Genomic DNA, 21,117 nt, shown 5'->3' on the forward strand with positions numbered 1-21,117 from the left:
TCGAAATTTAGCGGACAAATTTTAGCAGTTTTTCAAAAATACCGCAAAATAGCGACTTCTCGTAGGCGTTGGTGCTCGTGAAATAGAACGCGGGAATGTAGACGCACGAGAACAGCGCGATTGCCGCCCCCAAGTCTGTCCACGAGTCTATTCGAAAATTGGACATAATACAGATTGTGCCGCAAACAATAAAAATCGGGCAGAGCGACATTTTTGCGATTTCCCTCCAAAACGCGGGAATGTCCAAATGTTGTACCCTGTAATAATATATGTTCATGATTATAACCTGCCCGACGACGAGCGCCGAGGCTATCGCCCACGCGCAGCCGATTTCCCCGTAGTGCTTTGTGAGTATTGCCTGCAAAAACACGCTTGCCGTTGCTATGCAAAGGTACAGTAGCGAGCGGAATTTCATCTGGTTTCGCGCCTGCAATATTGTGATTCCGATATTTTGTATGAGTGGCACCGTCAGCGCGGAGAAGAATATCAGCGCCGTGTAGTAAACCGAATCGAAGCTGTTTCCCACCCACAGCTCAATAAAATTCCGCCCGAAGCAGACGAAGCCCGACATTATGAACGCGAGCACCGCAAACTGTATGCGCCCCGTTTTTATAAAAATGTCCGAGATTTTTCTTTCGTCGTTTTCCACCGCGACGAGCGCCGTGATTTTCGGAAGGAAAACCGACGAAATCGCCGTCGAAAATTGCATGTACATGTTCTGGAATTGGATTGCCAGAGCAAAGACCGCTATCGCCGCGGCGCTTGCGTATATTCCCAAAATGAACGGGCCGGAATTCCAGTAGATTCTGTCCATTATCAAATTCAGGAATATCCAAAACGAAAATATGAAGATTTCGCGCAGTAAGTCGGTGTCGAATTTGCCGAATTTCAGCCTGATTTTAATCTTACGCTTGCAGTAGAAGTAATTCAGTGTGAAAACCGAAACGTTGAAAATCGTTGTTATGAGCAGAATCGCAACCGCCTTGTAGCCCAAATGGAGCATTGCGACAATCGCGAGCGTGTTCAAAATGGTTCGCGCTATCACAACAGATTTCAAAAACACGAAATTTTCGTAGGCTGTTATGATTCCGCCGAAAATGCTCATCGGGAACGCGAATGCGAGGTTCACCATTATGATGAGCATCATGATTTTCAGCTCGCCGATTTCCCCGCCCGTCAGCGATTCCGAGAAAAACAGATTCAGGTTGAAGTATATCGCCGCGCAAATCGCAACCACAATCAGCATTAAAACGATGTATATCGAAAAGAACATGCCGAAGAGTCTGTACTGCTTTTCGGTGTCGCCCTGCGCCCGATATTTTGCGGTGTAGCGCACGATTGCGTCGGAAAACCCGAAGTCGAGAATTTCGAGGTACGCCATGATTGACACCGCAAGCGAGTACAGACCGAACTCGCTTTTGCCGAGCATTCGCAACATGTACGGCGTGTAGAGCAAATAAACGGCTATGCGCAAAAAGATAATGGCATAGTTTAGAATTGCTCCCGCTTTTACTTGGTTTAAGCTCATTGTAGAAAAGTCTTACTATTAATTCTTCAAGGATTGGCAAGTCAAGCGATAACGGAAATGCGCCGCATAGTGTAAAAATTTTTTCCGTCATTGCGTTTCATTTAACGGCATTGGAGATTGTTGACATTTTGTATCATTGTATTTTAGCGTTGAACTTACCTCCAAAAAATTTCATTCTAATCTTCAATGGTAAACCCTAAAACAAAGTCGGACTGTTGCGGTTGCGAGGCTTGCGGGCAGGTTTGCCCGAGGCGTTGCATTGATTTTTCCGCCGACGGCGAGGGCTTTTTGTACCCGAAGGTAAATCTCGAACTCTGCGTGAATTGCGGTTTGTGCGAGCGCGTTTGTCCCGTGATAAATCAGGCGAACCCCGTTTTGCCGCGCTCCGTTTTTGCGGCGAAGTCGAAGCTTTTGCCCGAGCGCATGGCAAGCTCTTCGGGCGGAATTTTCCCGCTGCTTGCAAAAAACGCAATCGCGCGGGGCGGCGCCGTTTTCGGGGCGGCGTTCGACGAAAATTTGAATGTCCGCCATTCCCATGCCGAAACCGAAGAGCAGTTGCGGGCGTTTTCGGGGAGCAAGTATGTGCAAAGCCGCATCGGCAATTCTTTCAGGCTTGCCGCCGATTTCTTGAAAGCGGGGCGTTTTGTGCTGTTTTCGGGCACTCCCTGTCAAATATCGGGTTTGAAGAAATTTCTTGGCAAAGACTACGAAAACTTGCTTGCGGTAGAAGTCGTTTGTCACGGCGCGCCGTCGCCGAAAGTTTTTGGCGACTACATCTCCGCCGTCCGCTCCGTAAAGCGCATATGTTTCAAGGACAAATCGACCGGCTGGAAGAAATATTCCGTGAGCATTGAATCGGCGGACGGAACGGAGTTTCGGCAGCCCATGCGCGACAACCCCTACATGCAGGGATTTTTGAAAGACCTGTACTTGCGGCCGTCGTGCCATGCGTGCCCCGCCCGCGAGGGCAAGAGCGGCGCGGACATCATTCTCGGCGACTTTTGGGGCGTGGGGAATTATTATCCAAAATTCGACGACGACAAGGGCATTAGCTTGGTTATTGTAAATTCGGAAAAGGGCGAAAAGTATTTCGGCGAGCTTGACGTCGAGAAAATCGAGACCTCCTACGAAAAGGCGTTGCGGGGGAATCCCGCGCTGAAAGTTTCGGCGAAAATCCCGAAGTTGCGCGGCGAATTTTGGAATCTGTACGAAGCTGAGGGCTTTTCGGCTGTCGAAAAGATTGTCGCCAAAATGCGCCCCACAAAATTGCAGAGGGCAATCGTTTTTGTGAAGCGGCGGATATTGTTTTTGAAAAACGCAATTTGCCGAATTGCGCGGCGCGGCGCGTAGGGCGTCGGGCGCGGCGGAAATTTCCGCCGCCTAACTCGCATTGTTTGGCGGCTTGCGCGGGATTTTTCCCCGTTTTCGGGGCGGGGCGGGACGCCAAAAAATGCTCGACAATTCGGCGTAATGTGAGATGTATATGATACTCGCGCGCGTTCGTCCGAATGTCCGCGGGGTGGTCGAACTTATTTACATCGTCGGGAAATGAATTTAAAATCCAAAAACGTATTCGTAACGGGCGCGGACGGCTTTATCGGCTCGCACCTCGTGGAGCTTCTCGTAAAGCGCGGCGCAAATGTCCGCGCGCTCTCGCAGTACAACTCCTTCAACAACTGGGGCTGGCTCGAAGACATTGACTGCAAAAAAGACGTGGAGGTCGTTTGCGGCGACATTCGCGACGCCCACTGCGTCAAAAAATTTTCCGAAAAGGCCGATGTGATTTTCCACCTCGCCGCCCTCATCGCCATTCCCTATTCCTACGTCGCTCCCGACAGCTATGTCGATACCAACGTTAAGGGCACTCTCAATGTCTGTCAGGCGGCTCTCGAAAACGGCGTTTCCAAGGTTGTCCACACTTCCACGAGCGAAGTTTACGGCACGGCGAAGTATGTCCCGATTGACGAAAAGCACCCGATTCAGCCGCAGTCGCCGTACTCCGCAACGAAAATCGGCGCGGACTGCATTGCCGAAAGTTTCCACAGGGCGTTCGGGTTGCCGCTTGCGACGGCGCGTCCGTTCAACGCCTACGGTCCGAGGCAGTCGGCGCGCGCGGTGATTCCGTCGATTATCACGCAGCTCGCGTCGGGGCGCAAACAAATAGAGCTTGGCGACACCACTCCCACGCGCGACTTCAACTTTGTCAAGGACACCTGCGCGGGCTTCGTCGCTATCGCCGAGGCTGACTCCACGATAGGCGAGGTCGTCAACATCGCTACCAACTGCGAAATTTCCATTGCCGACACTTTCGCGGTTATCAACGAAATCATGGGCGCGAACGCCGAAATAGTCCGCGACCCGAAGCGCATACGCCCGAAAAATTCGGAGGTCAACAGGCTTTGGGGCGACAACGCGAAGATAAAATCGCTCACGGATTTTTCGCCGAAATACGACATTCGCAAGGGGCTTGCCGAAACCGTCGAGTGGTTCTCGAAGCCCGAAAATCTCGCGAAATACAAGGCGGACATCTACAACATTTGACGAATGAAAGACCTGATTCTTTTCGGCGCGGGCGGGCATGCAAAGTCGTGCATTGACGTAATCGAGGCAAACGGCGGCTATCGGATTGTCGGGTTGTTTGATGTTCCCGAAAAGGTCGGGTCTTCGGTTTTGGGCTATCCCGTAATCGGGCACGACGAAATGCTGCCCGAATTTTGCGGGAAAGACGTAGAGTTTCTGATTACCGTGGGGCATGTGCGCTCGCACGAAGCGCGGTCGAGACTCTTCGCCCGCATTGGGGAGCTCGGCTTGAAGTCGGCGACGATAGTTTCGCCCTTGGCGCGGGTTTCGCGCTATGCCGAAATCGGCGCGGGCACAATCGTCATGCACTACGCGTTTGTGAACGCTGGCGCGAGGGTGGGCGCAAACTGCATAATAAACACGAAGGCTCTTGTCGAGCACGACGCGGAGGTCGGCGACACCTGCCACATTTCGACTGCCGCCGTCGTAAACGGCGCGGCGAAAATCGGCGGCGGGACGTTTGTCGGCAGCAACGCGACTGTCGCCAACGGCGCGGTTGTGCCGCCCGAAACGTTCGTCAAGGCGGGGAGCGTCGTAAAATGAGCGCGGTGTTTGTCATAGCCGAGGCCGGCGTAAACCACAACGGAAGCGCGGAGCTTGCCAAGCGGCTTATCGACGCCGCGGCGGACGCCGGCTGCGACGCCGTGAAATTCCAGACTTTCAAGGCCGCCGACTTGGTCGAGCCCGACGCCCCCAAGGCTGACTACCAAAAGCGGAACGCGAAAAACCGCGCGGAGAGCCAGTACGAAATGCTCAAAAAGCTCGAACTTTCGAAGTCCGACACGCGCATGCTTAAAGCCTACTGCCGAAAGCGCGGGATACTTTTCCTGTCGTCGCCGTTCGACTGCGACAGCGCGGATTTTCTCAGCAAGCTTGGCATGCCGATTTTCAAGATACCGTCGGGCGAAATCACGAACCTGCCGTATTTGCGCAAGATAAATTCGTTCGGGCGCGCGGTAATTCTCTCGACGGGAATGGCGACTCTTTCGGAGATTTCGGCTGCGCTGAAAGTTCTGCGCGACTGCAAAATATCGCTCCTGCACTGCACGACCGAATATCCGTGCCCCTTCGACGCCGTGAATCTGAACGCAATGCTTGCCATGAAGCGCCGCTTTCGCCTGCCCGTTGGGTATTCCGACCACACGCGCGGAATAGAGGTGTCGGTTGCGGCGGTCGCGCTTGGGGCGGAGATTATCGAAAAGCATTTTACGCTCTCGCGCGAAATGGACGGGCCGGACCACAAGGCGAGCCTCGAACCCGACGAGCTGAAACAGATGGTGTCGTCAATCCGCAACGTTTCGGCGGCGCTGGGCGACGGCGCAAAGCGTCCGTCGGCTGTGGAGGCGAAGAACGCGGCGGTTGCGCGGAAGTCAATCGTCGCAAAAAGGCGCATCAAAAAGGGCGAGCTTTTTAGCGACGCGAACCTTGCGACGAAACGCCCCGCCACGGGAATTTCGCCCATGAAGTGGGATTCGGTCGTCGGGAAACCCGCGCCGCGCGACTTCGAAAAAAACGAACGGATTGTCCTATGAAAATCTGCGTCATTACCGCCGCCCGCTCCGAATACGGACTTTTAAGGGGGCTGATTTTCGAGCTTCGCGCAAGAAAAAACGTCGAACTTTCGGTGCTTGCGACAGGTTCTCACCTCGAAAAAAGCTACGGGTACACCGTGCGCGAAATCGAGGGCGACGGCGTTGAAATCGCCGCCCGCGTGCGCATTTGCGCGGGCGACACAAAATTCGGAGTGCTCGACACCATGGCAAACGCGCTTTCGAAAGTCGGGCGCGCGGTCTCGAAAATAAAGCCCGACATCGCGGTGATTTTGGGCGACAGGTACGAGTCTCTTTCGATTGCCGCCGCGTGCTGCGCGCTCGGAGTGCCGATTGCGCACATTCACGGCGGCGAGCTTACATACGGGGCGTTCGACGACGCGTTCAGGCACGCGATTACGAAAATGGCGTCGCTGCATTTCGCTGCCTGCGCCCAGTACCGCAAAAGAATCATACAGCTCGGCGAGAATCCGAAAACCGTATTCGACGTCGGAGCTTTGGGCGTTGAGAATATCCGCAAAATTCCGCTGCTTTCGAAGCGCGAAATAGAGCGCGTTGCGGGGGTCGCCGAAGCGTCGAAAACGTTTCTTGCGACATTCCACCCCATAACCACGGAAACCGATTCGCAGGAGGCGCAGATGCGCGCGCTGCTCGACGCGCTTGTCGGGCGCGGTGGCTACACGTCGCTTTTCACGTATCCGAACGCCGATACAGGTTCGCGCAGGCTCAATGCGCTGCTTTCGCGCTACGCAAAAAAGTATCCCGACAAAATCAAAGTCGTCGGAAGCCTCGGCGCGCGGAACTATCTAAGCATGATGAAATATTGCGCGGCGGTTGTGGGCAATTCGTCGAGCGGGATAATAGAAGCGCCGTCTTTCAAACGCGCCACGGTGAACGTCGGCAGCAGGCAGGACGGGCGCGTGCGCACGCCCTCAATCATAGACTGCAAGCCCGACGCCGCGTCGATTTCCCGCGCTCTCGACACCGCTCTAAGCGCGGACTTCGCCGCAGTTCTTGCGAAAGTCAAAAGTCCCTACGGCGGCAAACCCACGGCAAAACTCATCGCCGACAAACTGCTTTCGGAAACGCCGAAGCTCGGCGGAAAGAAAATATTTTTCGACTTATGAACGAACTCGACTCACACCTCGTAGGCTCGAACGCCACAATTTTGGAGACGCTCGGCAAGATGAACAAAATCGCGGGCGGAATGCCGCTCGTGCTGTTTGTGGTCTCGCCCGACGGCAGGGTTCTCGGCAGCGTGACCGACGGCGACATTCGCCGCAACCTCGTGGCGGGGGCTACGCTCGACTCGAGCATAGACGGCGTGATGAACAAAAAATTCCACTACCTTTTGGACAAGCGCAACTACAAGAAAATCGGCGAGTTCAAGGCTCTCAACCTGCGCCTCATTCCGCACGTTTCGCCCGACGGCAAACTGCTGGGCATTCTCAACCTCAACGCCAAGCGCACGTGCCTGCCGGTTGACGCGGTAATCATGGCGGGCGGCAGGGGAATCCGCCTGCAACCCTACACGAACGACATTCCCAAGCCCATGCTTCCCCTGCGCGACAAGCCGATTATCGCCCACAACATAGAGCGGCTGGCGTCGTACGGCGTGGAGAATTTCCACATTTCCGTAAACCACTTGAAGGGGCAGATTATAGACTACCTTACCGACAGGTACGCCGATTTGAACATCGACTTCATCGAGGAGGACGCGCCGCTTGGCACAATCGGCTCGGTAAGGCTCGCAAAGGAGTTCCGCAACGACGACATTCTGGTGATTAACGCCGACATTCTGACGAACATAGACTTCGAGGACTTCTTTGCAAAATACAAGGAGAGCTTTGCCGACATGAGCGTTGCGGCGTTCACGATGAAAGTGGACATTCCCTACGCCGTTTTGGAAACGTCGGGGAACATGATTCGCGGCTTTACCGAAAAGCCCACATACAACTACTATTCGAACGCGGGGATATACCTGTTCGGCAGAAAACTCGTAGACTCCATTCCGCCCGATTCGCCCTACAACGCGACCGACATGATTGAAAAGCTCGTCGAGAACGGCGGCAAGGTCTCGTACTTCCCGATTGTCGGCTACTGGCTCGACATCGGCACGGCGCAGAATTATTCCAAGGCGAAAAACGACATAAACTATATAAAATTCTGACATGCTAAACGGGAAAAAAATAGCGGCAATCATTCCCGCAAGAAGCGGGTCGAAGGGGCTGAAAGACAAAAACATCAAGCCGCTCTGCGGCGTGCCGCTCCTCGCCCACACGGTGCGAGCCGCCCGCGAAAGCGGCGCGTTTGACGCCGTGCTGCTTTCGACCGACAGCCCAAAGTACGCGGAAATCGGGCGCGAATACGGCGCGGAAGTTCCGTTTCTGCGCTCGGCTGAAACGTCAACCGACGGCGCGTCGTCGTGGAGCGTCGTGGCTGAGACGCTCTCGAAGCTCGAAACGCGCTACGACATCGTCGCGCTTCTGCAACCCACTTCGCCCCTGCGCACGGCGGAGAATATCCGCGAAGCGTTCGGGCTGTTTTTCGAAAAACGCGCAGAGGCGGTCGTGGGGCTTTCCGAGTTCCCGCACTCGCTCAAATGGATTAACACGCTCCCCGAAAACCTCTCCACGCGCGGCTTCGTAAATTCGGAGTACGCAAACAAACCGCGCCAGAAAATAGAAAAATACTATACAATCAACGGCGCGATGTATATAGTCTGGACAAAATTCGTGGAGCCGAAGCTCGATTTGTTCTCGCTCGATTCCTACGCGTACATAATGCCCGCGGAGGAGTCGGTCGACATAGACACGGAAATCGACTTCGCCCTCGCCGAAACAATTTTAAAAAACAGGACAAAATGAAAAACATAATTCTCTGGGGGTTCAGCAACGAAATTGCCGAAGCCGTCGAAAAGCTCGGCAACGTCAAGGTTTCGCATTGCTTTTGCAGCCGCTCCGCGCTGAATAATTGCAGGATTCCCCTCGACTCCTACAAGCCCTACGACAAGCGCGTCTACGAGGAGGCGTACAAATACCTTCCGCAGTATTTCGCAAGTCGCAACCGCCCCAAGCAGATTTACCTGCGCCCCGAAAAATTCTACGACTACGTAGACTATTTCAACATCTACTTCCAGTATTTCTACAACCTCGTCAAGGACGAAAAGCCCGACGCAATTTTCTTCGACAACATTCCGCACATCGGCCCCGACATCGTCTTCTACGCAATCGCAAAGGCGATGGGCGTAAAAAACGTGCTCTTCCACCAGACGCTTTTCCCCAACCGCGTCATGTACTGCGATTCCGTCGAGAAACTCGGCGATCCCGCCCACATGATGAAAATGGGCGACGACACTTTCACCATCGAAAAGAAGTTCAAAAAGGACCTTTTCTACATGCGCAAAAACTACCTGCGCGTGGGGATTTTCAAGAATATCCGCGTGATAAGGCACCTGTACATGTCGGTTGTGAACCTCATAAAACTGCCGTACACGTTCATGTACCACAGGCGCATGGCGCGGGCGGTCTCGAAAGACATAGACTTGAAGGCGAACTTCGTCTACTTCCCGCTCCACCTCCAACCCGAAATGACGACCGATTCGCTCGGCGGCGTCTACCGCGACCAAATGCTGGCAATCGAGCGCGTGTCGGAGCTTCTGCCCGAAGGCTGGTTTGTGTACGTCAAGGAGAACCCCTATCAGGACGAATTCAGGCGCGGACGCTGTTTCTTCCAGCGTCTGAAAATGCTAAAAAACACAAAGCTCGTTCCGAACGAAACGTCCACCTACGAGCTTATCGCAAACTCGAAATTCGTCGCGACAATCACGGGCACGGCGGGCTGGGAGGCTCTCACGGGCGGCAGAAACGTGCTTACGTTCGGGCAGGCGTGGTATAAACGCTTCCCCGGCGCGTTCGTGTACTCTCCCGATTTCAAGATTGGCGACATTCTGAATTATAAAATAGACCACGCCGAATTGCAGCGCGAGTTCGACAAATTCTACAAATGCCTCGGCTACGGGGTTGTCGTCGACGACTACAAGAAAATGGTGAAAGACTTCGACCGCGAAAAGAACGTCGCGGCGGTCGCAAAACTGCTCGAAAAACTCACCCTCGAATGGCGGCCGCAATAGCGCGGCTTGCCTGCCCGCGGACTGGTTCGGCGCGATTCCGAAACGCGGAGTCCGCCTCCGCCGCCGCGACGACAAAGCAGGCGCGGTTGGCGCGTTGATTCCGCCGCGCGGGGCGTTTGCCGACCGAAATCGGGACGTCCGAACGCCGAAAATGCCAAGTTGCTGCGGGTGTTTAAGCCTTCGAAAAGGGGGCTTTTTTGCGGCTACTTGGCGGATTCTCCCGCCGCGATTTTTTTGAGCGATACCCCGTCTACTTCGATGTCTACCGTAATCGCGCGTCCGTTTTTTACGCGCAATACCGCGTAGTCTCTGCGGGATTTTTTGTCCGTCGATTCGCCGTATTTCTCCCCGATGTATTTTGCAATCCGCGCCGCCTGCTTTTTTGAAAATTCCATGCGCGAAAACGGTTGCTTGAACTCCAATTCGGGCTGCTCCAGCGGAATCTTTTTGCTGTTTTCGTAGCGGACAAAATTGCAGCTTTCAAGCGTCAGGTCGAGGTACGCGCCGCCTGCGGGTTTTTCCGAATACGAAACCGCGCGGGCAATTCCGTCAGAACCGCGCTCGAACGCAACGGCGACACGCACTTTGGGCTTGCCGAAAAAATCGATGTTAAACGGGAAGTCCTTGTCTTTGCGCCCGCGTTGCAGGCGCATTTCGACAATCGGAATTTCCGTTTTGTACGGCAGTGAAATCTGCTCGATTCTCGGCGAAAATTCCGTCGGGTCGAACTTTTCGAAGTCCGATTTTTTCACCTGTTTGATTGGGAGGCGAAGCTCCGTCCCCGTCTCCACGATGTCGGAAGCCTTGCCGATTGTGCGAAGCCCCACAAACGCTTCGGCGCACACGAGCACCGCGAATGCCGCCGCCAAAAGTTTAGTTTTCACGGTCGAGCCTCCTCTTCAAAAAGTAGTTCGCGCCTATCAACAGAATCCCGCAAAGCCCGAAAAACGCCGAGCGGAACAGAATGCCGCCGTCGCTTGCCGACACGCGGAGAATCCCCTGCCAGACAATCATTGCCACGCCCGCGTTAAGCAACAGAAAACTCCCCCGCCGCACTCCCGCAAAGGCGAGCGACGCGGCGGCGGCGAAAAACACGGCGTTTGAAAGAATCATGAACGGTATGTATCTGTTCCCGCAAAAAAGCCCCGCCGCAGCGTACAGCGGGAAGATGAAGCCCGCAAGCGCCGCGCCCGTCAGCCTCTCTTCGGACGCCAACGCGCGGAACGTCGCAACTCCCCAAGCGAGCACTGCAAGCGCAAGCGCCCCGACCAGAATGCACCCAGCCGCCGCCGAAAGCCCGAACAGGTCGGCAAGCGGCGGAAGAGAATACAAAAGTATCGCGTGCTCGCCGACGTAAGAGTTCGGCGCATTCAAAACGCACATCGCCCCGCACATTATCAAAAGCCCGACGAAAAGATGCGGAACTTTCAAGAAGCGGAAATCGCCCGACTTCGCCCCGACTGCAAGCATGGCCGCGCCGATTCCAACCGGGACGGCGGCGTAGAAGTGGTCGATGTCAGACAGTGCCTCCGAGGCGACCGGCGGACACATTCCGACAACAAGAATTTCGAGCGCATCGCCCGCCAAAATGGGGACGCATATGCATATAATCAGGCGCAACACGGCGTTGAGCGCGTTCGGTTCGGCGCGATTCCGAAACGCATGGATTCCGACGGCGGCAAAGCACGCGCAGGTGAATAGGGCGTCGAAAACGCCAGCATCGCGCGAGTAGGGATTTGCGAGCACCGCGCACCAAATGGCGGCGATTCCCGCCGCCGCCCGCGAGTTGAAAATGAAAACAAGCGGAAGAGCAAAGGAAATCATCGCAACGGAGAAATCGCGGAAATTTCCCTCCAAATTCAGAATGGCTGCAATCAGGCAAAGCATCGCGCCAGCCGCGAGAATGTTGGCGACGGCGGCGGCCTCGCGCAAAAGCGGGTGCAGACGCAGCAACAGCGCGCAAACCCCGAATGTCGCCGATATCACAAGCGGAACAAACGCAAGCAACAGCCGCATTCCGGCCGACAGCTCGTCCCAAATGTTTTGGACAAACAGGCAGGACGAAACAATCAAAAGAATCGCGCCCGCGAAATAGACGGCGTTGAAGAAAACGGGCTTTTTGCCTTCGAGCGACGCCCGCAAATGCGCCGACAGTTTCTCCGCCGCCGCGCGGTCAATCAGCCCGTCGGCCTCGTAGCGCGGAATTCTTTTTAGCAACTCGCGTTCGAATGACATGCGCCCATATTCGCGCCGCCGCCCCGAATGTCAATTAAAAGCCGATTTTTGTCTCTCTATGTTTTGTTTTCGGACATTGAGGTGCGTGCTAATATTTACATTTGAGTTCTATTTTTTGTTTTGCGCAGTATTCGTAGAAATTGTCGAGCAAATCGTTTTTTCCTCCGTTTGCGGTGGGGGACTTCCGAACGTGTAGCTCTTTAATCTTCGGCGTTGCGGTTTTTTTAATGAATAATTGTGGGGTTTCTTGCCGTTCGAAATTTCGCGTAAACAAATTTAAATCATAGCCGTCTTTCCCGACAAAAACGGAAACCTGCCCGTCCTTTAATGATTCCGAAATGTCAACGTTTCCCCGTTCATCTGTAAGGTAGATACTTGCGCCGTTGAACGGATAAAACATTTTGTGCTCGTAAACGTACACGAACGCGTTTGCGACAGGTTCTCTTGTTGTGAAATCGTAAACCGCCAGCCGACTGCATGCGCACCCTGACAACGCAAATATCAAGCTAAACAGAAGTATGTTGCAAACAGGTCTCATAAGATACACGCCTTTACCGAGGCGGAGATTAAAAATGTAAACTGCGTTGCGGGAGGAATGCAACGAATATATGCAAAAAAAGAGTCGCACTTCTAAAAAAAGAAATGCGACTCTTTTCAGTGGCTGTTCAGGTAGGGATCGAACCTACGACCAAGTGATTAACAGTCACCTGCTCTACCGCTGAGCTACTGAACATCAATCACTGAAATATATGCCTTGTAGTTTCTTTCTTTTCGACGGTTTGTCAATGCAAAATTTTATTTTTTTTATGCTTTTTTATCGCCGCGATTTCAACTCGCCCTCAACGCGCCGACCAACGATTTGATGTCGCTTTCGTAGCGTCTTTTTGCGGGCGCGATTTCCCGCCCGAATTTTACGAGCTTTATCAGCAGTTTTGGCGACTTCGCCAATGCCGCCGCCGTCCGCAATATCGAAATTTCGAGTCCGCCCGTTTCCATGTTCATTATGGACTGGAAAAATGACGGCGGTATGTCCGATTCGAGCGAGTCGCTCACCCAGCGGAGGTGCGAGAATTTTATGCCGCGTTCCTTTGCCGCATTTTCGAAAAGTGTGCCCTCCATATCGACTCCCGCGAAGCCGCTGTCGCCGAGTTCCAATTTGCGTTTTGTGTCGGCGATTCTCCCGACTGTCACGATTTCCGCCTCTCTGCCCCCGAATTTGCGGGCGAGCGTTTTTAATGTGTCGTCGTCGGTTTTGAAAATGAAGTCGCCGTTTTTCATATCCGTGCGGCACGCTCCGCAGAAGCCTGCGAGTATTACGTGTGTCGGGCGGAGTTCGTCGATTTTTTCCCGCACGCGTTCGGCCGCCGCCGCGCAGCCGACTCCCGACGCGAGCGCGGAGACGTTTCCGCGTGTCGCCGCCGCGCCCAATTTCGGCTTTCCCTTGTATCCGAGAGCCGCGAACACGGGCGCCGCCTCGAAAACCGTGGGCGATACAATCAGAAATTTCTCCATGGCTATATCTCGAAGTCTTGCGAGCTTTTCGCCGCCGATTCCATTGTGCACGGAAGTCCCGACTGAACCCAGTCGCCGCAGACGCGCATGTTTTCGAAGTCGGAGAAATCCGATGCCTTCGGGCGGGCGCGCTCGCTTTTCGTGTCGGCGGAAATCGTAGCTCCCACGAACGTAGACGGCAGGACGGCGGAGATTTCGACCTCCCCGAAAAACTTTTTCAGTTCCGTTTTCAGCAGTGTTTCCGCCGCCGCTTTTGTCGGCATGACCGAGCTTGCGCTGATTGTTATTCCGTAGACGTGTCCGTCGTTCGATGGCTTTCTGAAAATCCAGTGGAGGGGCGAGCCTATGAGGCACGCGTATTCGCCGTCGAGAAGTTCGCGGTTTGTTTCGAAGTATATGTTTGTGATGTCGGTTTCGGCGATGTCCGAGAGCCGCCGTTTTACGGCGGAGTTTTCGGGCAGAAGTTTTGCGAGCGTTTTAAAGCCGAGCGCGGACACGAAAACGTCGCACGCGGCGAAGTCGCACTTGTTTGTCGAGATTCCCGCGATTCTCTTTCCGTCGGAGTGCAGTTTTTCGACGGTTTCGTTTGTGAAGACGTTTCCGCCGACGCCTTTAATGTAGAGCGCGGCGGGCGCGAGCGCGTCGGCAATCGGCTTTTGCGGCAGGTAGAGCACGCCGTTGATTCCGCCGCCGAGCACCGATTTTTTCGCGGTGTCGAGCATGAGCGTTGCGTCGGTTTCGGCGAGCGGCGTGTTGAGCGCGGACACGCAGAACGGCTCCCAGAAGTTGGCGATTCCCTCCGCGCCGATTTTCATGCGTTCGAGGTACGCGAGCGCGGTTTCGCCGTCGCGGGCGTTTGCAAGACCGAGTTTGAGCTTGACGAAAAGCGGGAGGTTTTTGCGCATGCCGTCGAGCTTTCCGTAGGCGAGGCACGCGAGCGTTCTTTTAAGGAATCCTGCGCGTTTGTCGGGAAATTTGACGAGCGTTTTTTTGCCGCCGCCGAAGAGAAATTCCATCGATTTTGTCGGCGCGAAGAAGTCCGACGTGCCGAGGGTGTCGAGTATGCCGAAGAAGTTGAGGTAGCAGCCCATTGCGGCGTGGCTTGCGTTGTCGAGCCTGCTGCCGTTCCAGTCGAGCGCGGCGCATCTGCCGCCGATATGCGATTTTGCCTCGTACAGCGATACGTCGAAGCCTTCGAGCGCGAGCCGCAACGCCGCGCCGATTCCCGCGACACCCGCGCCCGCGACGATTGCGCGCCCGCACTTTTTGCCCGCCGGTTCGGGCTGTTTCGAGCGTCTTATTGCGCCGAGCGCGAGCGCGATTTTCCGCGGTTTGGAGATTTTCAGCGTTTCCCTCGCAAGCAGGAATCCGCGTTTTTTGATGGTTTCCAATATTTCCTCGTAGATTGCCCACATGACGAGCGCGGGCGCGAGGGCGCGTTTGTCCTCCGCTTGCAGCAGTCTGCGCGACTTGTTGAAAAAGTGTTTTGCGCGGAAGTACATGAACGCGAAAAGCCGCCGGCAGTTGTCGGCATGCGGGCGTTCGAGCAGGTCGGCGCGCGAGACTCCGAACGCCTCCATTTCGCTTGCCGGAATGTAGACGCGCCCGTGCGAGGCGATGTCGTCGAGCACGTCGCGGAGAATGTTCGTAAATTGCAGCGCGTAGCCGAGCGATTCGGCGAACTCCTTTGTTCGTTCGTTTTTGAAGCCGAAGATGTATATCGACACAAGCCCCACTGCCGACGCCACGCCGTAGCAGTATTTGCGCACGTCTTCGAAAGTTTCGAAAGGGTCGTCGTAGGTGTCGCGCAGGACGCCGTCGATGATGTCGAGCACGTACTGGCGCGGAATGTTTCTGCGGCGCACGAGCGACCTCATTTCCTCGCCGAGCGGGGAGATTGGGGCGTCGGAGTCGTACGCGGCGTCTATTTCGCGCTTCCAGTCGCCGAGGATTTTCCTGCGCTCGTCTTTGGGGCGCACCTCTTCGTCGGCGATGTCGTCCATGAGGCGGCAGAAGGCGTAGAATGTTTCCATGTCGCGCGCGCGGTCTTTTTCCATGCAGAAAAACGCGAATGCGAGGTTCGATTTTTTGCGCTCGCGCACGTGGTACGCGCTTTCGGAGTTTTCGGCGTCCATTTTAAAAGAGTGCGGACATTAAAAGTTTGACCTTGTCGGCGGCGTTGAGCGACGGGCGTTTCGAGAGCGTGTCGTAGTTTTGCGACGCTATTTTTTTGAGAATCGCGCGTCCGCCCTCCACCGTGATTTTTATTTCGAGGCTCAGCGGGAACGGCAGGTGTTTGATGAGCCGCTCGCCCGACTTGAACATTTTTTCCGTCCTTTCGCATTCGAATTTCACGATGTCCTTCACGCGCGCGCTTGCGGAGTCTGCGAAGATTTCGGCTTCTTCCGCGCCGCGCCAGTCGGACTGCGGAACGTAGATTCTGTTTTTTGCGCGGTCCACCGACATGTCCTGCCAGAAGTTCGCAAGTTGCAGCGCCGAGCAGATGTCGTCGGAGTATCCGAATAGCTCGTCGTTGCGGATTCCGTGCAGAATGAGCACGAGGCGTCCGACGGGGTTTGCGCTGCGGCGGCAGTAGTCGAGGAGTTCGGGGAAGTCGGCGTAGCGTTTTTTCACGACGTCCTGCTTGAACGCGCTCACGAGGTCGCGCAGAAGCTGTACGGGAATGCCGAATTTCCGCACGGTGTCGGCGACCGCCGCGAATATCCAGCTCCACTTGGGGTCGAGCGCGTCGGGGGCGGCGTCGAGCTGGGCTTCGAATTTTTCGAGATTTTCAATTCTTACGGGGTCGTCTGCTGCGATTGATTCGTGCTCTTCGTCGGCGATGTCGTCGGCGGTGCGGGCGAACGCGTAGATTGCTGCGACGTGCGGGCGGATTTTCTTCGGCACCATTTTTGCGACGGGAAAATTCTCGTAGTGGCTGTCTGCGAGCTCCCGACACTTGCGGTACGACTCCTCTAAATTCGGAACTTGTGGCATTTGCGTTAAGGTATTAAATTTTTGCTGGGCGTGTCGAGCAAAATGGACTACGCCATTTCGCGCGAGGATTCTATTTTAAGCGCGCCGTTTTCGCTTTCGGCGAGCGTGGACGGGTCGAAGAACGCGGAGAAGGCAATCATTGCGGCGTTGTCGCCCCTGTATTCGCGGGGGGCGACGAGGAACTTTGCCCCGCGCGTTTTTGCGAGCTTTTCGAACGCCTCCACGAACGCGCCGTTGTTCGACACTCCGCCCGAAATTCCCACGCTTGCGTAGTTCCCGCGTTTTGCGAAGAAGTCGGCGCGGCGTTTCAGCTGCTCGACGACCGCGAACTGGTAGCTTGCGCAGATGTCGGGCTTGCGAAGCCCGATTTCTTCGGGCGAAAGTTTTTGCAGGTGGTAGCGCAGACTTGTTTTCAGCCCCGAAAAGCTGAAATCGGGGTCGTCTTCAATCTTCCTGTTCTGCCCGTAGGGGAAGAGCGTTTTGTCTATTTTCCCTCCGTGTGCGGTTTTCTCCAAAATCGGCGCTCCGGGGTAGGGCATGCCGAGCAGTTTTGCGCCCTTGTCGAGAGCCTCTCCCGCGGCGTCGTCAACGGTTTCGGCGAGGACGCGCATTTTTTTGTTTTCGTCAAGCTCGAACAGCACCGTGTTGCCGCCCGACACCGTAAGCCCCAAGTGGGGCAGGAGGTCGGCGAGGTTTTTCCCGAAATTTTCGGGGTCCTGCGCGTGGACGGGTATGAACGGCGAATACGCGTGCCCGCGCAGGTGGTTTGCGCCGAAAAGCGGAATTTTAAGCATCGCCGCCGCCGCGGACGCGCAGGCGACGCCCATGGCAAGGCAGTTCGGAAGCCCCGGCCCCGACGTCGCGGCAATCATGTCCACGCCCTTGAAGTGCTCCGACTTCGAGATTTTCGAAATCAGCGCGGGCAGTTTTTTTAGGTGCTCCGAGCTTGCCAAGTCGGGCACGACGCCCCCGTAGAGCGCGTGCAGGTCTATCTGCGAGTGAATCAGGCTTTCGAGCACGCCGATTTTCGGGTCGAAAATGGCGACCGCCGATTCGTCGCAGGAGCTTTCTATTCCCAAAATCCTCATTTTGCCGCCCTCCGTTTCGGCTCTTTGCACGCGCCGCGCAGGCGGCCCTCCATGAGCGATTCGTCGTAGAGGCAGTCGAAGCGTCCGTCGCGCCTGAACGAGAAGCACGCTTTTTTGCCGACCACGACGTGCTCGATAAGGCTCAGGTGTATCGGCTTGCACGCCTCCGAAAGGCGCATTGTAAGGCGTATGTCTTCGAGCGACGGCGTGGGGTCTCCGCTCGGGTGGTTGTGGGCTACGGCGATGCTCGCCGCGCCGTGCTTGATTGCGGTTTCTATGATTTTGCGCACGTCGATGCTCGTTGACGACACGCTTCCCTCGAAAATCCTGACCGAGCCGTTCGGGATAATTTTTAGCTTTGCGTCGAAGCATACAAGCTCGAAGACTTCGGACGGCTCGGAGGCGATTTTCGATTTGAAATATTTTACGAGCTTTGCGATTGTCCCGATTTCGTCGGTCGGCGATTCAAGCTCGTTTTCGTGGTAGAGCGTGATGAGGTTTTTGAGGAGCGAAATTCCGAGCGCGGAGGATTCGCCTATCCCCTTTTCAGCGCGGAGTTCCTCGACGGGCGCGTCTATGATTCCGCGTATGTTGCCGAATTTGTGCAGGAGCGATTTCGCCACGGGCTTTACGTCTATTCGCGGCACGAAGTATGTGAGAAGCAGCTCCACGCGCTCGTAGTCGGCAAGCGACGCTATTCCGCCCGCCGCGTAGCGCGAGCGCAGCCGCTGGCGGTGTCCGTCCTTCGAGGCGAAGTCTTCGTTTTTTTCGGCGTTCGTCATGATTCGGGGAAATGGTTTATAAATTTTCCGCCCGCCGTTTCAAGCGGATTTTTCATGCAGGCGAGTATGTATTTCTGCGCGTTTTTGCAGGCGTCGGCGAGGCTTTCTCCCTTCGCCAAATTTGCGGCAATCGCCGCGCTCAGGGTGCAGCCGCTTCCGTGGGTGTTCACGCCAGAGACGCGTTTGGATTTTATCTCGATAGTTTCGCCGCCGACGCTTGCGAGAATGTCGGAGATGTCGTCGCCCGCGCCGTGTCCGCCTTTGAGCAAAACGGAAGTTCCGAACATGTCGCGGAGCTTCCGCGCGGCGTCGGCGGCGTTTGCGATTTTCCCCGCGCCGAGCAGAGCCGCGCCCTCGTCGAGGTTCGGGGTAATGAGCGCCGCAATCGGCAGAAGCCGTTTTTTCAGCGATTTCACCGCGTCGTCTTTAAGCAGTTTTGCGCCGCTTGTGGAAATCATCACGGGGTCGGCCACGAGCGAAATTTCGGGGTGTTCGGAAAAGAAGTCGGCGGCTGTCGCAACTATATCGGCGTCGAAAAGCATGCCCGTTTTCGCCGCCTGCGGTTTGTAAAAGCGGCAAACGGCGTCGAGCTGGGCGCGGAGCATGGGGGCGTCGGGCGAGCTTGCGGCGTAGACGCCGCCGGGGTTCTGCGCGGTAAGCGCGGCTATTGCCGTGCAGCCGTAGACGCCGTTTGCGGCAAAGGTCAGCAAATCGGCCTGTATTCCCGCGCCGCCGCCCGAATCGCTTCCCGCCACGCTCAACGCGCACGCGTGTTTTGTTCTTTCCTTTGACATTTTTATTCCGCAATATTGCATTGTTTGACAATTTTTTCAAGAATGCTTTGATACATTTAAGAAAGGGCGGAAACAGCTCCGCCCGCAAATCGCCGATATGCCGGACAACTCAATAGACCTGCCCTTCGACACCCCCGCCGAAAAAGCTGCGGAGGACTCCGTGCCCGTGTCCGCGCCGCTTGCGGTGCGCATGCGTCCGCGCGCGCTGTCGGAGGTCGTGGGGCACGCGCACATACTTGGCAAAGGCTGCCTGTTGCCGCGGCTGATAGAGTCGGACAATTTCGGCTCGCTGATTTTCTACGGGCCGCCCGGCTGCGGAAAAACGACCCTTGCGGGGGTCATAGCGCGGGAGACGAAATCGCGCTTCGTGAAAATAAACGCGGTGCTTTCGAACGTTGCGCAGCTGCGCGACATTCTCTCCGAAGCCCGCTACCGCAGGCGCGAGCGCACGATTCTTTTCATCGACGAAATCCACCGCTTCAACAAGTCGCAGCAAGACCTTCTTCTGCCCGACGTGGAGGAGGGCAACGTGAGGCTTATCGGCGCGACAACCCAAAACCCCGGCTTTTACATCAACGCGCCGCTGCTTTCGCGTAGCCACCTGTTCAAGCTCGATCCGCTCGGCTTGGACGACATCGTGGCGGTGCTCCGCCGCGCGCTTTCCGACCGCGCGAGGGGGCTGGGCGAAATGGAGATTTCCGCCGAAGATTCGGTGCTTTCGGGCATAGCGTCCGTTTGCGACGGCGACCTACGCCGCGCCCTCAACGCGCTCGAAACGATAGCGTTTGCCGTCGGCGGGCGCGGAACGATAGGCGAGCCGGACATCGAGGTTTTCGCGAAGGAGCGGCGCGTGCGCTACGACGCCGACGAAGACGAGCACTACGACACGATTTCGGCGTTCATCAAAAGCGTCCGCGGTTGCGACCCCGACGCGGCGATGTACTGGCTTGCAAAAATGCTCGTCGGCGGCGAAGACCCGCGGTTTATCGCCCGCAGGCTGCTGATTTTGGCGAGCGAAGACGTAGGTCTTGCGGACTCGCGCGGAATTCTTGTCGCAAACGCGGCGTTCGACGCATGCGAGCGCGTGGGGCAGCCCGAATGCGAGCTTAACCTTGCCCACGCCACGCTTTTTCTGGCGACCGCCCCCAAGAGCAATTCCGCAACGAACGCGCTTTTCGCCGCAAAGGCGGAGGTCAAAAACAAGCCCGTTCAGCCCGTTCCGCTCCATTTGCGCGACGCCCACACTTCGACGAACCGCAAGTTCGGCAACGGCGCAGAATACGTCTACAACCACGACTGCCCCGATTTCATCAGCGGGCAGGATTATCTTGAAAAAAACGTAAAATTGTACAACCCTACAAACTACGGTTCCGAAAAACAAATCGCCGAACGCCTGCAAGGCTTTCGCGAAATAAAACGAAGGATACAAAATGCGGGAAAATCTAAACGATAGCGGAGAACCCCAAACCTCCACAATGCGGATAACAAGAAGGGTGGAGCTTAACTTCTGGCGCACCTGCCTGCTCAACGCGGCGGGGCTGTCGCTGGCGTGGCTTACGACGCCGTCGATTCAGTTCCACAACATTCTCGCGTTCGGGCTGCTTGTGGTGCTCATATGGTTTCTGAACTGGATTCTCAAACCCGTGCTCGTGCTTTTTGCGCTGCCGTTTATAATTTTTACAATCGGCGTCGGAATGCTTTTCATCAACGCGTTCATCATATATTTCGCCGCGCGGCTTATCCCCGGCGACGACATAATAGTAGGCTCGTACTGGGCGGCGTTGTGGGCTTCGTTTCTCGTGTCCGTGCTCTCGTGGGGGTTTGCGCTTGCGCGGAGCGAGCGCATAACGGTGCGCACTTTTGTGCAGAACAAAAAAGACCCCGAAAAGTCGGATAACGACGACGTTATCGATGTCTAA

At 55.7% G+C, this 21,117-nt stretch carries 20 protein-coding genes and 1 tRNA gene; 10 read left to right on the forward strand and 11 right to left on the reverse strand.

The genetic code is table 11. From position 1 onward, the window contains the following. Positions 1 to 7 precede the first annotated feature (7 nt). Complete coding sequence (locus tag P3B99_006770; GenBank protein WYJ06910.1) at positions 8 to 1,528, reverse strand: oligosaccharide flippase family protein; 1,521 nt, start codon at positions 1,526 to 1,528, stop codon at positions 8 to 10. Positions 1,529 to 1,714: 186 nt separating this feature from the next. On the opposite strand from P3B99_006770, the gene P3B99_006775 reads away from it, so the two are divergent. From P3B99_006775 to P3B99_006810, 8 genes are all read left to right on the forward strand, one after another. Continuing rightward, the gene (locus tag P3B99_006775; protein ID WYJ06911.1) at positions 1,715 to 2,878 is read left to right on the forward strand and encodes a Coenzyme F420 hydrogenase/dehydrogenase, beta subunit C-terminal domain; all 1,164 of its coding nucleotides are present in this window, start codon (positions 1,715 to 1,717) and stop codon (positions 2,876 to 2,878) included. Between the two features lie 198 nt (positions 2,879 to 3,076). Continuing rightward, complete coding sequence (locus P3B99_006780) at positions 3,077 to 4,069, forward strand: NAD-dependent 4,6-dehydratase LegB (GenBank protein ID WYJ06912.1); 993 nt, start codon at positions 3,077 to 3,079, stop codon at positions 4,067 to 4,069. A gap of 3 nt (positions 4,070 to 4,072) precedes the next feature. Beyond that, positions 4,073 to 4,651, forward strand: coding sequence for a NeuD/PglB/VioB family sugar acetyltransferase (locus tag P3B99_006785; GenBank protein WYJ06913.1), 579 nt, complete (start codon positions 4,073 to 4,075; stop codon positions 4,649 to 4,651). After that, positions 4,648 to 5,640, forward strand: a complete 993-nt coding sequence (gene neuB, locus P3B99_006790) for an N-acetylneuraminate synthase (protein WYJ06914.1) — start codon at positions 4,648 to 4,650, stop codon at positions 5,638 to 5,640. The genes P3B99_006785 and neuB overlap by 4 nt, the downstream gene beginning before the upstream one ends. Further along, the gene (gene neuC / locus P3B99_006795; GenBank protein ID WYJ06915.1) at positions 5,637 to 6,785 is read left to right on the forward strand and encodes a UDP-N-acetylglucosamine 2-epimerase; all 1,149 of its coding nucleotides are present in this window, start codon (positions 5,637 to 5,639) and stop codon (positions 6,783 to 6,785) included. The genes neuB and neuC overlap by 4 nt, the downstream gene beginning before the upstream one ends. Next, positions 6,782 to 7,828 (forward strand): sugar phosphate nucleotidyltransferase, encoded by a 1,047-nt coding sequence (locus tag P3B99_006800; protein WYJ06916.1) that lies wholly within the window; start codon positions 6,782 to 6,784, stop codon positions 7,826 to 7,828. Before neuC ends, P3B99_006800 begins: the two co-directional genes overlap by 4 nt. Before the next feature lies 1 nt (position 7,829). After that, on the forward strand, positions 7,830 to 8,525 hold the full coding sequence (locus tag P3B99_006805) for an acylneuraminate cytidylyltransferase family protein (protein ID WYJ06917.1): 696 nt from the start codon (positions 7,830 to 7,832) through the stop codon (positions 8,523 to 8,525). Then, positions 8,522 to 9,790 carry a hypothetical protein gene (locus P3B99_006810; protein WYJ06918.1) on the forward strand — a complete coding sequence of 423 codons (1,269 nt, stop codon included), beginning with the start codon at positions 8,522 to 8,524 and terminating at the stop codon, positions 9,788 to 9,790. The genes P3B99_006805 and P3B99_006810 overlap by 4 nt, the downstream gene beginning before the upstream one ends. 203 nt (positions 9,791 to 9,993) lie before the next feature. Here the strand turns inward: P3B99_006810 and P3B99_006815 are convergent, their stop codons facing one another. From P3B99_006815 to thiD, 10 genes are all read right to left on the reverse strand, one after another. Further along, complete coding sequence (locus tag P3B99_006815) at positions 9,994 to 10,674, reverse strand: hypothetical protein (protein WYJ06919.1); 681 nt, start codon at positions 10,672 to 10,674, stop codon at positions 9,994 to 9,996. Then, positions 10,664 to 12,025: a DUF2157 domain-containing protein gene (locus P3B99_006820; protein WYJ06920.1), complete on the reverse strand. Its 1,362-nt coding sequence runs from the start codon at positions 12,023 to 12,025 to the stop codon at positions 10,664 to 10,666. The genes P3B99_006815 and P3B99_006820 overlap by 11 nt, the downstream gene beginning before the upstream one ends. An 88-nt stretch (positions 12,026 to 12,113) precedes the next feature. Further along, positions 12,114 to 12,425 (reverse strand): hypothetical protein, encoded by a 312-nt coding sequence (locus tag P3B99_006825; protein ID WYJ06921.1) that lies wholly within the window; start codon positions 12,423 to 12,425, stop codon positions 12,114 to 12,116. A 258-nt stretch (positions 12,426 to 12,683) separates the two neighbouring features. Next, positions 12,684 to 12,758, reverse strand: a tRNA-Asn gene (locus P3B99_006830). Positions 12,759 to 12,853: 95 nt separating this feature from the next. Beyond that, on the reverse strand, positions 12,854 to 13,537 hold the full coding sequence (locus P3B99_006835; protein ID WYJ06922.1) for a hypothetical protein: 684 nt from the start codon (positions 13,535 to 13,537) through the stop codon (positions 12,854 to 12,856). A 2-nt stretch (positions 13,538 to 13,539) separates the two neighbouring features. Beyond that, a complete protein-coding gene (locus P3B99_006840) occupies positions 13,540 to 15,672 on the reverse strand; it encodes a squalene/phytoene synthase family protein (GenBank protein WYJ06923.1) in 2,133 nt (710 codons plus the stop codon). Between the two features lies 1 nt (position 15,673). Next, complete coding sequence (gene hpnC / locus P3B99_006845; protein ID WYJ06924.1) at positions 15,674 to 16,534, reverse strand: squalene synthase HpnC; 861 nt, start codon at positions 16,532 to 16,534, stop codon at positions 15,674 to 15,676. 47 nt (positions 16,535 to 16,581) lie between these two features. After that, positions 16,582 to 17,622 (reverse strand): tRNA (adenosine(37)-N6)-threonylcarbamoyltransferase complex transferase subunit TsaD, encoded by a 1,041-nt coding sequence (gene tsaD / locus P3B99_006850; GenBank protein ID WYJ06925.1) that lies wholly within the window; start codon positions 17,620 to 17,622, stop codon positions 16,582 to 16,584. Beyond that, positions 17,619 to 18,404 (reverse strand): DNA repair protein RadC, encoded by a 786-nt coding sequence (gene radC / locus P3B99_006855; GenBank protein ID WYJ06926.1) that lies wholly within the window; start codon positions 18,402 to 18,404, stop codon positions 17,619 to 17,621. Before radC ends, tsaD begins: the two co-directional genes overlap by 4 nt. After that, the gene (thiD, locus tag P3B99_006860; GenBank protein ID WYJ06927.1) at positions 18,401 to 19,198 is read right to left on the reverse strand and encodes a bifunctional hydroxymethylpyrimidine kinase/phosphomethylpyrimidine kinase; all 798 of its coding nucleotides are present in this window, start codon (positions 19,196 to 19,198) and stop codon (positions 18,401 to 18,403) included. The genes radC and thiD overlap by 4 nt, the downstream gene beginning before the upstream one ends. 97 nt (positions 19,199 to 19,295) lie before the next feature. On the opposite strand from thiD, the gene P3B99_006865 reads away from it, so the two are divergent. Continuing rightward, complete coding sequence (locus P3B99_006865) at positions 19,296 to 20,651, forward strand: replication-associated recombination protein A (protein ID WYJ06928.1); 1,356 nt, start codon at positions 19,296 to 19,298, stop codon at positions 20,649 to 20,651. Beyond that, complete coding sequence (locus P3B99_006870) at positions 20,629 to 21,117, forward strand: phage holin family protein (protein WYJ06929.1); 489 nt, start codon at positions 20,629 to 20,631, stop codon at positions 21,115 to 21,117. Before P3B99_006865 ends, P3B99_006870 begins: the two co-directional genes overlap by 23 nt.

This window comes from Opitutia bacterium KCR 482 (assembly GCA_029269845.2).
Classification (GTDB): Bacteria; Verrucomicrobiota; Verrucomicrobiia; order Opitutales; family Intestinicryptomonadaceae; genus Merdousia.